Annotated in this window: 8 protein-coding genes; 6 read left to right on the top strand and 2 right to left on the bottom strand. The window is 74.6% G+C overall.

Going from position 1 to position 14,195, the window contains the following annotated elements; all coding sequences use genetic code 11:
* Positions 1 to 118 precede the first annotated feature (118 nt).
* On the top strand, positions 119 to 1,120 hold the full coding sequence (locus tag OG447_RS11670; RefSeq protein WP_266936416.1) for an isopenicillin N synthase family oxygenase: 1,002 nt from the start codon (positions 119 to 121) through the stop codon (positions 1,118 to 1,120).
* A 199-nt stretch (positions 1,121 to 1,319) separates the two neighbouring features.
* Here the strand turns inward: OG447_RS11670 and OG447_RS11665 are convergent, their stop codons facing one another.
* Positions 1,320 to 2,573: a serine/threonine-protein kinase gene (locus tag OG447_RS11665; RefSeq protein WP_266936415.1), complete on the bottom strand. Its 1,254-nt coding sequence runs from the start codon at positions 2,571 to 2,573 to the stop codon at positions 1,320 to 1,322.
* A gap of 158 nt (positions 2,574 to 2,731) precedes the next feature.
* The gene (locus tag OG447_RS11660) at positions 2,732 to 4,516 is read right to left on the bottom strand and encodes a serine/threonine-protein kinase (protein WP_266936414.1); all 1,785 of its coding nucleotides are present in this window, start codon (positions 4,514 to 4,516) and stop codon (positions 2,732 to 2,734) included.
* A 435-nt stretch (positions 4,517 to 4,951) separates the two neighbouring features.
* Here OG447_RS11660 and OG447_RS11655 point away from each other — a divergent pair, with 435 nt between their 5' ends.
* The 5 genes from OG447_RS11655 to OG447_RS11635 all read left to right on the top strand — a co-directional run bounded on the left by OG447_RS11655 (position 4,952) and on the right by OG447_RS11635 (position 14,017).
* On the top strand, positions 4,952 to 7,939 hold the full coding sequence (locus tag OG447_RS11655; RefSeq protein WP_266936413.1) for an FHA domain-containing protein: 2,988 nt from the start codon (positions 4,952 to 4,954) through the stop codon (positions 7,937 to 7,939).
* Between the two features lie 97 nt (positions 7,940 to 8,036).
* Positions 8,037 to 9,398 (top strand): ABC transporter substrate-binding protein, encoded by a 1,362-nt coding sequence (locus tag OG447_RS11650; RefSeq protein WP_266936412.1) that lies wholly within the window; start codon positions 8,037 to 8,039, stop codon positions 9,396 to 9,398.
* Positions 9,399 to 9,490: 92 nt separating this feature from the next.
* The gene (locus OG447_RS11645; protein ID WP_266938840.1) at positions 9,491 to 10,756 is read left to right on the top strand and encodes a carbohydrate ABC transporter permease; all 1,266 of its coding nucleotides are present in this window, start codon (positions 9,491 to 9,493) and stop codon (positions 10,754 to 10,756) included.
* Entirely contained in the window at positions 10,753 to 11,619 is an 867-nt protein-coding gene (locus tag OG447_RS11640) for a carbohydrate ABC transporter permease (RefSeq protein WP_266936411.1), read from the top strand. Before OG447_RS11645 ends, OG447_RS11640 begins: the two co-directional genes overlap by 4 nt.
* A 121-nt stretch (positions 11,620 to 11,740) precedes the next feature.
* Positions 11,741 to 14,017 carry a bifunctional glycosyltransferase family 2 protein/CDP-glycerol:glycerophosphate glycerophosphotransferase gene (locus tag OG447_RS11635; RefSeq protein WP_266936410.1) on the top strand — a complete coding sequence of 759 codons (2,277 nt, stop codon included), beginning with the start codon at positions 11,741 to 11,743 and terminating at the stop codon, positions 14,015 to 14,017.
* The last annotated feature ends 178 nt before the right edge of the window (positions 14,018 to 14,195 follow it).

The following is a 14,195-nucleotide window of genomic DNA, read 5'->3' as shown; positions in this document are numbered from 1 at the left end:
TTGGTCCTGTACGCGGCTCACGCGGTCCCGGCACCATCCCTGCCGGCGGCCCTCCCCACCCGCGGTCCCCGCCATCTCCAGGGGAACAGGACCCCGTGACATCCGAAACGGAGCCGTCATGCCGTCCGCGCTTTCCCTTCCCGTCCTGGACCTCTCCCAGGCCGACGACCCGGCCCAGCGGGCCGACTTCCTGAAGAAGCTGCACGCGGCAGCCAGGGACACCGGTTTCCTGCACCTCACCGGCCATGGCGTCAGCGCCGCCGAGACGACCCGCATCCTGGACCTGACCAGGGCCTTCTTCGCCCTCCCGGAAGCCGACCGGCTGGCCGTGAGCAATCTGAACTCCCCGCACTTCCGCGGCTACACCCGGATCGGCCACGAGCTGACCGGCGGGGCCACCGACTGGCGGGACCAGCTGGACGTCGGCGCCGAGCGTCCCGCGCCGGTGCTGGGGCCGGACGACCCGGCGTACCTCTGGCTGGAGGGGCCCAACCAGTGGCCCGCGGCCCTCCCGGAACTGCGGACGGCGGTCCTGGAATGGCAGGCGCGGCTGGCGGCGGTGGCCCACCGGCTGCTCCAGGAGCTGCTGGTCTCCATCGGCGCCCCGGCGGACTTCTTCGACGAGGCCTTCGCGGACCGGCCGCACCTGCACACCAAGCTGATCCGCTACCCCGGATCCGCCCCCTCCGGCACGGACCAGGGGGTCGGCGCGCACAAGGACTACGGCTTCCTGACGCTGCTGCTCCAGGACACCGTGGGCGGGCTCCAGGTGGTCCGGGACGGCGGGTACGTGGACGTGCCGCCGCTGCCGGGGGCCTTCGTGGTCAACCTGGGCGAGCTGCTGGAGATCGCCACCGAGGGCTATCTGACGGCCACCGACCACCGGGTGGTCAGCCCGCCGGGGGCGGTGGAGCGGTACTCGGTGCCGTTCTTCTACAACCCGCGCCTCGACGCGGTGGTGGAGACCGTGCCGGGGGACTACCTGCGGTCCGCCCCGGGCATCGCGCACGACGCGACGAACCCGCTGCACGCGGAGTACGGCCGCAACGAGCTGAAGGGCTGGGTCCGCGCCCACCCGGCCGTGGCGCGGCGCTGGCACCCGGAGCTGGTGGCGGCCTAGCGGGGGCTCCACCCCCGCACCCCCGCCGGGCTCCGCCCGGACCCGCGCCTCAAACGCCGGCGGGGCTGGAATTGCACTGCGCGCATCCCAGCCCTGCCGGGCGCGGAGCCCGGACATATTCAGCCTCGCCGGCGATTGAGGCGCGGGGGGGGGGGGGGGGGGCGGGGGCAGAGCCCCCGACAGCGGCGCCGCACGGGCGTCAGGGGGTACGCGGGACCGACTGCTTGCTGTCCTGCGGGGACGGGGGTTCGTCGCCTCCGGAAACCGCGAACCACGTGCCCAGCCCCACCGCCGCGGCCAGCCCCACGGCGGCGGCCGAAAGGGCCAGTCGCCGCTTGCGCGCGGCCTCGGCCCGGTGCCGGGCGGAGCCCGGGCGGTGGCCGCCGGCGGGCCGGGGGACCCGGGCGGTGCCCAGCGCGCCGCCCGCCAGCTCGTCCGGCCCCGGCACCCGCATGGAGGTGTGCGTGTCCCGGTTGGAGTCGGTCGCGGAGCCCGGCACCAGCGGGACCACGCCCCGGCGGCGGACCGGCTCGGCGGACCCGGGTTCCTCCGAGGGCTCGGGCTCCGGCTCGGCGTCGTCCGGCTCGTCCACGTCCAGCGGCGGCATCCCGGCCAGCAGCGGCAGCAGGTCCCGCAGCCGGGCCGACAGCTCCGAGGCCCGCAGCCGCGAGGCCGGGGCCTTGGCCAGGCACTGCACCATCAGCTGCCACAGCTCGTCGGGGATCCCGGGCAGCGGGACGACCGTCTCCGTCACGTGCCGGCGCAGCACCGCGCCCGGGTGGCCGCCACCGAAGGGGGTGAAACCGGCCAGCAGCTCGTACAGGACGGTGGCCAGGGCGTATATGTCCACCGCCGCCCGCGGCGGGAGGCCCTCCACGATCTCCGGCGCCAGGTAGTCCGGCGTACCGATGATCCGGGTCGTCGGGGCCGAGGCCCGGCCGGCCGAGGCCCTGCGCGGGGAGTCGATCAGCTTGGCCACGCCGAAGTCGGTGAGCAGCGCCGGGTGCGCGCCGCCGGGGCCGAGCGGGCCCTGCATGTCCAGCAGGACGTTCTCCGGTTTGACGTCCCGGTGCACGACCCCCGCCGCGTGGGCCGCCGCGAGCGCGTCCGCCACGTCCGCGACGATCGCCACGGCCGCCTCGGGGGCGAGCCGCCGCTCGCGGTCCAGGCGCGTACGGAGGTCCGTACCGCGTACGAGGTCCATGACGAGGGCCAGGTCGTTGCCGTCCACGACGAGGTCGCGGACGGAGACCACGTGCGGATGGTCCAGGCCGAGCAGCGCGCTGCGCTCCTGGACGAACCGTCCGACCAGCTCCTGGTCGGACGCGAGGTCCTCGCGCAGCAGTTTGACGGCGACGGGCCCGTCCGGCCCCTCACCCAGCCACACCGTGCCCGCGCTGCCGCGCCCCAGGATCTGGTGCGCGGTGTACCGGCTGCCGATCTTCCGTGCCACGACTGCTCCCTCAGCGGCTGGCGTACGCACCAAAGCTACGCGGCCAGGTGGGGGTTGGAGGCCAGTAGGGGGCCCGAACCGCGGCGACCTTCACTTCTGCGGGCGAAATCACGCCCCAGAAGTCGATAAATCCACGAACTCGGCGCTGCGGCAGCCGGTCAGGACTGGGTGCCGCCGCCCGACGAGCCGCTGACGGAACCGATCCAGTCGGCGACGCCGGAGCCCCAACTCCACACCTGGTCCCACCAGCCCTTGCCGGTGCCGACCCATTCCTGAAGCGGGGTCAGCTCCCAGATCATCCAGCCCGCCACGAAGAACAGCAGGATCAGGAGCAGGCAGCCCTTGAGGCAGCCGAGGCCGGGGATGCGCACCGGGTTGGCGCTGCGCCGGCGCGGCTCGCGCGGCTCACGCGGGGCCCGGGGTGCCTGCTGCTGCGGCGGCGGACCCTGCGGGGGCTGCTGCTGCGGCGGCTGGGGCTGCTGCCGGTACTGGGGCTGCTGCGGCTGCTGGTACGGCTGCGGCTGGTGCTGCTGCGGCTGGTGCTGCTGCGGCTGGTAGTGCTGCGGCGGCGGAGGCGCGTACTGCTGCTGGTACGGCGGCTGTTGGGGCTGCTGGTACGGCTGCGGCGGAGGCCCCTGCCGGTACGGCTGCTGCTGCGGCGGCTGCTGGGGCCTGCGCGGCTGCTGCTGCGGCGGCGGGGGCGCCTGCCGCTGGGGGCGGCGGCGCAGCGGGTCCTCGTTCGGGTCGAGGTACTGGACCTGCGTCTGCTCGTTGCGGTCGCGGGCGGCCCGCATCTGCGACTGCCACGGGTGCGGCTGGTCCGGCTGCTGCACGGGGGGCATGACGGAGGTCGGGTCGGCCCCGGGGACGCCGGCACTCGGCAGCACCGAGGTGGCGTCGGCCGCTCCGACCGGCGGCATGACGCTGGTCATGGCGTTCGGGTCGTAGGCGCCCATCGGCGACTGGCCCGCTCCTGCGGGCAGCACCTGGGTGGGGTCCGCGGCGCCGGGGGTCTCGGGGACCGGGGCCGGCGAGGGGTCGGGGGCGAGCAGCGCGCCGACGCCGAGCGCGGCCTCCACCTCGGCGGCCGTGGAGTGCACGCCGATGCCGGAGGCGACCACGCGCAGCCCGCGGGCCAGGCTCACGGCGCTGGGGCGCTCGTTCGGCTCCTTGCGCAGGCAGCGCTCTATGACCGTCCACAGCGGCTCGGGCACGGTCGAGGGGCGCTGCGGCTCCTCGCTGAGGTGGCGGTGGAGCACTTCGAGCGCGGTACCGCCGGCGAACGGCGGGCGGCCGGTGAGCAGTTCGTAGAGCAGGATGCCGGCGCCGTAGATGTCGACGGCGGAGGTCTGCGGCCGTCCCTCGGCGGACTCGGGGGCCACGTAGGCCGGGGTGCCGACGAACTCGTGGGTGCGGGTCAGGCCCGGGGAGTCCGCGAGGCGGGCGATGCCGAAGTCGGTGAGCATCGGCTTCATCTGCCCGCCGCGCTCGTCGAGCAGCACGTTGGCGGGCTTCAGGTCGCGGTGGACCACCCCGTCGGCGTGGCTGGCGGCGAGCGCGTCGGCGATCTGGGCGGTGAGCAGGCTCGCGGCGACGGGGGTGAAGGGCCCGTTCTGGCGCAGGTACTTGTGCAGGTCGGGGCCCTCGATGAGGTCCATGACCAGCGCCAGCAGATCGCCCTCGACGACGAGGTCGCGGGTGCGGACGATGTTGGGGTGCGTCAGGCGCAGCAGCACCGAGCGCTCGCGCAGGAAGCGCATGACGATGTCCGCGTCCTGGGCCAGCTCCTCCTTGAGGACCTTGATGGCCACGGTCTCGCCGGGCTGCCCGGCGACGGCCGCCTCCGCGCCGGCGGTCTCGCGCTGGCGCGCACGCCAGACGGTGCCCGTGGCGCCGCGCCCGAGCGGCTCCTCGAGCAGATATTTGCTGCCGACTGGCCGCACGTCTCGCGCTCCCCTGCTGTAGTCATCCGCCGCTTGTTCCCGGCTTGGTTTTTCCGGCCCACTCTAGGGGGTGTCCCGGTGGAAGACGCTGAGCACCGGAGGTTGGTTGCCGTACGTATGTACGAAGGGTGATGTTCGTCGGGTATGCCGGAGGCGATTTTCCTCGGCTTTCCTCGCCATTCCTCGGGTTGCTGTCCGGATCTGCGCCGGGCCGCGACCAATCAAGATCACTTATTGCCGGGTGCCGGGCGTGTTGTCGGTGACAGGTGCGAGGATGCACCCGTACGGAACGGCACGGGACGGGAGCCCCGCCGGCCGTCAGACCTGACCGGACGACGCGTCCGTGCCGGGTGGGGGGTGATCGGGCGGGCACGCCCTGGACCTCCCTGCCGGGCGCACACACCGCGCACCGCGCAGAAGGGACCGCTGACTGCGATGCAGATCCGGCTGACCGTCCTTGGGTCGCGCAGCGGCCACCAGACCGCGACCTCGCCCGCCAGCTGTGACGTACTCGTCACGGCGCCCACCGGTACCGCGCTGGCCGCGGTCGCCTCCGGGCTCGCGGCCACCGTGGGCGGTCCCGACACCGGCGGCACGGTCGTGCTGTACGCCGGTGCCGAGCGGCTCGACCTCCAGCGCCGGGTGCTGGGCGAGCCCCCGCTGGTGGACGGCGCGGTGCTGGCGCTGCACGGGCCGGTGCCGGACGTACTGCCCGAGGAGAGCCTCGGCGCGCCGCAGCTGCACGTGGTGGCCGGGCCCGACGCCGGCGGGGTGCACCTGCTGCACAGCGGCCAGATCCGGGTCGGCCGGTCCGCCGACGCCGACGTGCCGCTGGACGACCCCGACGTGTCCCGGCTGCACTGCGCGGTGACGGTGATGCGGGACGGCCGGGTGGCGGTGGCCGACCTGGACTCGACGAACGGCACCACCCTGGACGGCACCCCCGTGGGACCCCAGCCGGTGGCCCTGCCGCCGGGGTCCCTGCTGCGCGTCGGCGAATCCACCCTGCGGCTGACGCCCGACGGCTCGGCCGCGCCCCTGACCGTGACCCCGGATCTGGAGGGCCACCTCGCGCTCCCGGGCCGCGGCCCCGCATCCGCCGCCGCGTCCGCCCCCGACCCGGCCGCAGCCGTCACTCCCGAAGCTCCCGCTGCCCCCGCCTCGCCGGACGGACCGGGCGCACCCGCGGCGACGCGTCCCGCGCTGCCCGGCACCGGCTGGACCGGCACCCCCGGCTCGGCACCCGACGCCTACGGCACGGCCGCGGACTCCCCCGGCGCCGTCCCGCCCGACGCCGCCCCCGCCCCCGCGGGCCGCCGCAGGGCGCTCGGCGCCTGGGCCCGGAAGTGGGTCCGGGGCGACGAGGCCGCGCAGCCGCTGCCCGGACCCGAGGCCGTGGCCGTCGCGGCCACCGCCGCACCCGACCCGGACGACCCGGCCGCGCTGCTGCTGGCAGCCCTGGGCCCCACCGAACGGCTGTGGTCCCGCGGCCCCGGCCACCCCGGGGTGCTCGACGTGGGCCTCGGCGCCGGGAGCCGGGTGGCCCTGCGTACGGTCGGCGCCCTCGGCGTCGCCGGTCCCCGGGCCCGGCTGGCCGGCGTCGCCCGCTGCGTGGTCGCCCAGCTGGCGGGCCTGCACGGGCCGGCCCAGCTGGAGATCGTGCTCGTCTCCACCGACCGGGCCCGCAGCCTCGCCGAACGGCGGCGCGACTGGGGCTGGCTGGGCTGGCTGCCGCACCTGCGGCCCGCGCACGGCCAGGACTGCCGGCTGCTCCTCGCCTACGACCGCGAGCAGGCCGCCGCCCGGGCCGGCGAGCTGACCCGGCGGCTGGACGAGGGCCCGCTCGGCACCCACTGGGCCGCCACCGACCCCGAGGGCGTCCGGCAGGCGGCCCGCGCCCACGCGGGCCCGTACACCCTCCTCGTCCTCGACGGCGACCCCGGCACCGGCGCCCTGCGGGACATCACCGGGCGGCTCGCCTCGCACGGTCCGGCCGCCGGCATCCACGTGCTCGCGCTCGCCGAGGCCCCGGCCGCCACACCCGCCTCCCCCGTCACCGACACCTACGAGGCCGCCTGCGCGAGCAACCCGGCCTTCCGGGACTGCGGCGCCGTGGCCCTGCTCAGCGGCGACGTGGCCACGACCGTACGGACCTTCGCGGCCGGCGGCGGCAGGCCCGTCCCCTCCGGCGCCACCGCCACCGCCGACGCCGTGTCCGTGGCCTGGGCCGAGCGGTTCGCCCGCGCCCTGGCCCCGCTGCGCGCCGACGGGGGCTCCGCGGAGCCCTGCCGGCCCACCGCCGCCGCGCTGCCGCCCACCGCACGGCTGCTGGACGAGCTGGGGCTGGCCCGCGCCACCCCGGCCTCCCTGATGGCCCGCTGGGCCGCCGCCACCGACCAAGGACAGGGCACGGGCGGACTGGCCGAGCTCGTGCTGGGCAGCGGGCGGCGCGGGGCCGTCGGCGCGGAGCTGGTCCACGACGGCCCGCACCTGCTCATCGAGGGGCCCGCGGGAAGCGGCCGGACCGAACTGCTGCGGTCGGTGGCCGCCTCCCTGTCCGCGGGTGCCCGCCCCGACCGGCTCGGGCTGGTCCTGCTCGACGGGGCCGGCGGCGAGCGCGGGGACGGGCTGGCGCCCTGCACCGACCTCCCCCACGTGTCCGCCCACCTCGTCGCCACCGACCCGCTGCGCATGCGGGAGTTCGCCCAGGCGCTCGGCGCGGAGCTCAAGCGCCGTGCCGAACTGCTGGACGGGGTGCCGTTCGCCGAGTGGCACGGTCACCGCGAGCTCGCCGAGCGGATGGTCTCGCCCCGCCAGCCCACCCCCGGTGAGCTGCGCGGCGACCTCGACCCCCAGCGTTCGGGCACGCTCCGGCTGCGCGCCGCGGCGCCTCGTACCGATCCGGGCGGGCCCAGCCCGCTGCCCCGCCTGGTGGTCCTGGTCGACGATCTCGACGCGCTGGTCGCGCCGGGGCTGGGCAGTACGGGCCGCCCCGCCGCCGGTTCGGTGGTCCGGGCGCTGGAGGCGGTGGCCCGCGACGGCGCCCGGCTCGGCGTGCACCTGGTGGCCACGACCGCCCGCCCGGACCGTACGGCCGACACCGGCCTGGCCCGGCTGGCCCGGCTGCGGGTGGAGCTGGACGCCCCCGACCAGCCGGGCCCCGGCCGCGGCCTGCTGCGGTACGCCGACGGCCGGACGGTTCCGTTCCAGGCGGGCCGGGTCACCGGCCGGATCCCGCGCACCGCGACCCTGCGGCCGACCGTGGTCCCGGTGGAGTGGGAGCGGATGGGTGACCCGCCGGCCCGCCGCCCGGTACGGGAGCTCGGCAACGGGCCGACCGACCTCGCGCTGCTGGCCAGCGCACTGGACCGGGCCTCGCACCTGGTCTCGGCGATACCCGTGCTGTTCCCGCCGGCCCCCTGAACACCCGCCGTGTCCAGCGTGACGCGGTATTGCGGGGCGGGCGGGTCGGGCGTAGACCTGTGGTCCAGGACACACCATGAGCCTCGGGGGCAGAGCCATGCGCAAGCACGGAACGAGCCGTACGACGATGAGCTGGACGGCCCTGGTGGCCGCGGGGGCGCTCGCGCTCACCGCGTGCGGGGGCGACCCGGCGCCGAAGGCGGACCCGGGCCCGAGCGCGGCCCCGTCCGGGACGAGCGTCGCCTTACCCCGGCTGGACGGCGAGAAGCTGGAGGTCGCGGCCGTCTGGACGGGACCGGAGCAGGAGAACTTCACCAAGGTCCTGAAGGAGTTCGAGAAGCGGACGGGGGCCACCGTCACCTTCGTCCCGGCGCAGGACCCGATCGTCACCTTCCTCGGTTCGAAGATCGCGGGTGGCGCTCCGCCGGACGTGGCGCTGCTCCCGCAGGTGGGGGCGCTGGTCTCGGCGGTGCAGAACAAGTGGGCGCAGCCGGTGGGCCCGGAGGCCCAGGCGCAGCTCGACAAGAACTACTCGGCGGGCTGGAAGTCGCTCGGAGCCGTCGACGGCACCCAGTACGGCGTGTACTACAAGGCCGCGAACAAGTCGCTGATCTGGTACAACGCGAAGGCCTTCGAGTCGGCGGGGGTCAAACCCCCCACCACCTGGAAGGAGTTGCTGGCGGTGGCCGACACCCTCTCCGCCTCCGGCACCCCGGCGGTCTCGGTGGCCGGCGCGGACGGCTGGACGCTCACCGACTGGTTCGAGAACATCTACCTCTCCCAGGCGGGCCCGGAGAAGTACGACCAGCTGGCCAAGCACCAGATCAAGTGGACGGACGACAGCGTCAAGCAGGCGCTGACCACGCTCGGCGAACTGTTCGGGCGCAAGGACTTCCTGGCGGGCGGGCCCAGCGGGGCGCTGTCGACGGAGTTCCCGAAGTCGGTGACGCAGACCTTCACGGGCGGCGACCGGCCGGCCGCCGCGATGGTCTTCGAGGGCGACTTCGTGGCGGTGAACATCGCGCAGACCGAGGCCAAGGTGGGCGAGGACGCCCTCGTCTTCCCCTTCCCGGCGGTCGGCGCCAAGGCACCGGTGGTCTCCGGCGGGGACGTGGCGGTCGCGCTGAAGCCGTCGAAGGGCGCGCAGGCGCTGCTGACCTTCCTGGCCTCGCCGGACGCGGCGCAGATCCAGGCCCGCGAGGGCGGCTTCATCTCCCCGAACAAGGCGGTCAGCCCGGCCGCGTACCCGAACGACATCCAGCGGGACATCGCCAAGGCGCTGATCGCGGCGGGCGACGACTTCCGCTTCGACATGTCGGACCAGGCTCCGGCGGCCTTCGGCGGGACCCCGGGCGCGGGTGAGTGGAAGGCTCTCCAGGACTTCCTGGCGAACCCGTCGGACGTGGCGGGCGCCCAGGCGAAACTGGAGGCGGACGCGGCCAAGGCCTACGGGAACTGATCCCGGTGACGGCCACGGTCACCACCACCGGCAAGGGGAAGGCCGCGAGGCCCGGGAGGACGGCACGCTCGGCGGAGGCCAGGCGCCGCCGCCTGATCGCGGCGGCCTTCCTCCTCCCGGCCCTCGTCCTGCTCGGCGCCCTCGTCGTGCAGCCGATCGGCTACTCGGTCTTCCGCAGCTTCTTCGACCGCTCCGGCTCCACCTTCGTCGGAGCCGACAACTACCACGAGATCCTGGCCAACGACACGATCCGCACCGCGCTGAAGAACACGGCCCTGTGGGTGGTGCTCGCCCCGACGACGGCCACCGCCCTCGGCCTGATCTTCGCGGTGCTCACCGAACGGGTGCGCTGGGGAACGGCGTTCAAGCTGCTGGTGTTCATGCCGATGGCGATCTCGATGCTGGCGTCGGGCATCATCTTCCGGCTCGTCTACGACCACGACCCCGACCGGGGCGTCGCCAACGCGGTCTGGGTCGGCGTCCACGACACCTTCGCGGAGTCCTCGGCCTTCCCCAAGGCCCGCCCGGGCCGGGACTCCCCGCTGGTGCCCGCCGAGGGCGGCGCCTTCGTGACCCGTGACCCCGTACGGGCGGGCGCGCCGGCGCTGCTCCCGCTGGTCGGGGTGGCCCCGGAGGACCTGCCCGGGGGGACCCGTACGGCCAGGGCGGCGGGCTCCGACCCGCAGAAGGTCACCGGCACGGTCTGGCAGGACTTCACCCGGGGCGGGGGCGGCACCACGAACACGGTGGACCCCGCAGAGTCGGCCTTCGCCGGGATGCGGGTCGAAGCGGTCAAGGACGGCAAGGTGGTGGAGACGGCGACGACGCGCGCCGACGGCACCTTCCTCATGTCGGCGAAGGCCGACGGCGCGCTGATCCGCCTGCCCGCGTCGAACTTCCAGGAGGCCTACGCCGGGGTCCAGTGGCTGGGCCCGGCGCTGGTGACCCCGGCGGTCATCGGGGCCTACGTGTGGATGTGGGCCGGGTTCGCGATGGTGCTGATCGGGGCCGGGCTGGCCGCCGTACCGCGGGAGCTGCTGGAGGCGGCGCGGGTGGACGGGGCGAACGAGTGGCAGGTGTTCCGCCGGATCACCGTCCCGCTGCTCGCACCGCTCCTGGTGGTCGTCCTCGTCACCCTCGTGATCAACGTGATGAAGATCTTCGACCTGGTCTTCGTGATCGCACCGGGCGCGGTCCAGGACGACGCGAACGTCCTCGCGCTCCAGCTCTACCGGACCTCCTTCGGCACGGACGCCGATCCGGGCCTGGGAAGTGCCATCGCGGTACTGCTGCTGGTGCTGGTGGTGCCGGTGATGCTGGTGAATATCCGTCGGCTGCGGAAGGAGCGGTCCCGATGAGTGCCTCTGACCGGGCCGGTTCGGGCAGGCGCGCCGCGGGCGTCCTGGCCGGCGGGGCCGTACGCGTCTTCCTGGTCCTCGCGGGCCTCTTCTGGCTGCTGCCCACCCTCGGCCTGCTGATCTCCTCCTTCCTCTCCCCCACCGACCTCAACAAGGGCGGCTGGTGGCAGGCGCTGACCGCGCCCGCGCGGCTGACCGCCGACAACTACGCGCGGCTGCTCGCCAATGACACGATCACCGGCTCCCTGCTGAACACGGTCGCGATCGCCGTCCCGGCGACCCTCCTCGTGCTCGTCCTGGGCGCGTTCGCCGGGTACGCCTTCGCCTGGCTGGAGTTCCCCGGCCGGGACTGGCTCTTCCTCCTCGTCGTCGGCCTGCTGGTCGTCCCCGTACAGGTGGCGCTGATCCCGGTATCGGAACTCTTCGGCTCCATCGGGCTGTTCGAGACCACCGCCGGGGTGGTGCTCTTCCACACCGCCTTCGGGCTGCCCTTCGCCGTGTTCCTGCTGCGCAACTTCTTCGCGGAGATCCCGCGCGAGCTGCTGGAGGCGGCCCGGCTCGACGGGGCGGGCGAACTGCGGCTGTTCGCCCGGGTGGTGCTGCCGCTGGGCGGTCCGGCGATCGCCTCGCTGGGCATCTTCCAGTTCCTGTGGGTGTGGAACGACATGCTGGTCGCGCTGGTCTTCGCGGACTCGGCGAACCCGCCGGTGACGGTCGCGCTCCAGCAGCAGGTACGGCAGTTCGGGAACAACATCGACGTGCTGGCGCCCGGCGCGTTCCTGTCGATGGTGATTCCCCTCGTCGTGTTCTTCGCCTTCCAACGGCAGTTCGTCTCGGGGGTGATGGCGGGCGCGATCAAGTGATGCGCCCCGCTCGACGTGCGGTGTTGACGCTGCGTAACCCGAATGCCACACCCTGCGTAACCCGATCACCACGCCGGGGGTTCCTGGGCCATATGCCCGCCCGCCGACCCCTGGATGTGCCGTGCCCCGGTTCAGCGTCATCGTGCCCGCGTACAAGGTCCAGGCGTACCTCCAGGAGAGTCTGGACTCGGTCCTGACCCAGTCGTACCCGGATCTGGAGCTGATCGCGGTCGACGACGCTTCCCCGGACGCCTGCGGCTCGATCATCGACGAGTACGCGGCCCGGGACCCCCGGGTCACCGCCGTGCACCTGGCGCACAACCTGGGCCTGGGCCCGGCCCGCAACGCGGGCCTGGCCCGGGCCACCGGCGACTACCTGGTCTTCCTCGACGGCGACGACACCCTCGCGGCGGGCGCCCTGCAGGCCATCACCGACCGGCTGAAGGACACCGGTTCGCCGGACGTCCTGGTGTACGACTACGCGCGCACGTTCTGGACGGGCGAACTCGTGCGCAACCGCCTCTCGAGCCGACTGTCCGAGGAGGGCCCGGCCAGCTTCCGACTCACCGACCGCCCCGCGCTGCTCGGCATGCTGATGGTCGTGTGGAACAAGGCGTACCGCCGCGAGTACGTGGAACGCGAGGGCTTCGCCTTCCCGCCCGGCTTCTACGAGGACACTCCCTGGACCTACCCGGCGCTGCTGGCCGCCGAGTCCGTGGCCGTCCTGGACCGGGTCTGCGTCCACTACCGCCAGCGCCGCACGGGGTCGATCCTGACCACCTCCAGCCGCCGCCACCTCGACATCTTCGACCAGTACGACCGGGTCTTCGGCTACCTCGCCGGCCGCCCCGAGCTGGAACGCTGGCGGCCCGCCGTGCACCGGCGGATGGCCGAGCACTTCTGCGCCCTGTACGCCGACCCGCGCCGCCTGCCGCGCGGGAGCCGGGCCGAGTTCTTCGCCCGGGCCTCCGCCCTGCTGCGCCGCTACCGGGCCCCCGGCGGCGGGGGCGCACTGCCGCTGTCGCTGTCCCGGACCGACCGGGTCCGGCACACCCTGATGCGGCTGGGCACCCGGCGCACCTACCGGCTGCTGTCGGCGCTGCGCTCGGCCGCGCTGGCGGCCGGGCGCGGGGCGACGACCGTGGGGCGGGGCCTGCGCGAGACCTTCCTGCGCCTGCACTACCGGATCCAGCGGATGCTGCCGCTGCGCCCGGAACTGGCCGTCTTCTCCGCGTACTGGCACGGCGGTTACGCCTGCAACCCGGCGGCGATCGAGGCGAAGCTGCGGGAACTGGCGCCCCGGATGCGGACGGCGTGGATCTGCGACCCGGCGCACGCCTCGACCCTCCCCCAGCAGACGACGGCGCTGCGCCCCGGCTCGGCGGCGTACTGGAGTGCGCTGGCCCGGGCCACGTACCTGGTCACGAACGTCAACTTCGAGCGGGCGCTGGTCAAGCGCCCGGGCCAGATCCTGGTCCAGACCCAGCACGGCACCCCGCTCAAGCGGGTCGGCCTGGACCTCCAGGACCGCCCGGCGGCGACCCCGACGACGGATTTCGCGGGCCTGCTGCGCGGCGCGGACCAGTGGGACTACCTGCTCTCCGCGAACCGGCACTCCACGCTGGTCTGGGAGAAGGCCGTGCCCTCCTCGTACACCACCCTGGAGTACGGCTACCCGCGCAACGACGTCTTCCACACGGCGACCCAGCCCGACGTGCTGGAGCTGCGCGAACGGCTCGGCATCCCGCCGGGCTCCACCGCGATCCTGTACGCGCCCACGCACCGCGACTACCGGCGCAGCCGCCCCGAGCACCTGGACTTCGAGCGGGTGCTGCGCGATCTGGGGCCGCGCTTCACGCTGCTGACCCGCACCCACCTGACGTACGCGGACTCGGGGTGGTCGCCCGAAGCCCACCCGCGCCTGGTCGACGTCTCCGCGTACCCCTCGGTCGAGGAACTGTGCCTGGCCTCGGACGCGTTGGTGACGGACTACTCGTCCCTGATGTTCGACTACGCGGCGCTGGACCGGCCGATCGTGATCCACGCGGACGACTGGGAGGCCTACGAGGCCGCCCGCGGCACCTACTTCGACCTGCGGGCGTGCCCGCCGGGGGCGATCGCCCGGACCGAGGACGAGCTGGTGGACATCTTCGCCACGGGCCACTGGCAGGGCTCCCGCTCCGCCCAGCTCCGGGCGGCGTTCCGCGCGCGGTTCTGCTCGTACGACGACGGGCACGCGGCGGAACGGGTGGTCCGCCGCGTCTTCCTGGGCCAGTCCGCCCCGGTCCCGGCGGTCGTCCCCCTGGAGGAACGCCGCCCCTGCCCTCCGGCGGCCCCCAGCCCCGCCCCCGTCCCGGGCACGGCCCCGGCCCCCGCCCTGGCCCACGTCTGGCCGTAACGCCGCCCCGGCGCGGCCCCCTGGGGCTCCGCCCCAGACCCCGCGCCTCAAACGCCGGCGGGGCTGGATTTCGCCTGGCGTCAACCTGCACGTACACGCCGCGCACATGGGCCCGCAGGGCAATTCCAGCCCCGCCGGCCCACCCCCAGCCCCGCCGGCGTTTGAGGCGCGGGGTCCG

It is taken from the genome of Streptomyces sp. NBC_01408 (assembly GCF_026340255.1).
Lineage (GTDB): Bacteria > Actinomycetota > Actinomycetes > Streptomycetales > Streptomycetaceae > Streptomyces.
Note: the sequence above shows the minus strand (reverse complement) of the source record. Positions and strands in the feature narration are given on the sequence as shown.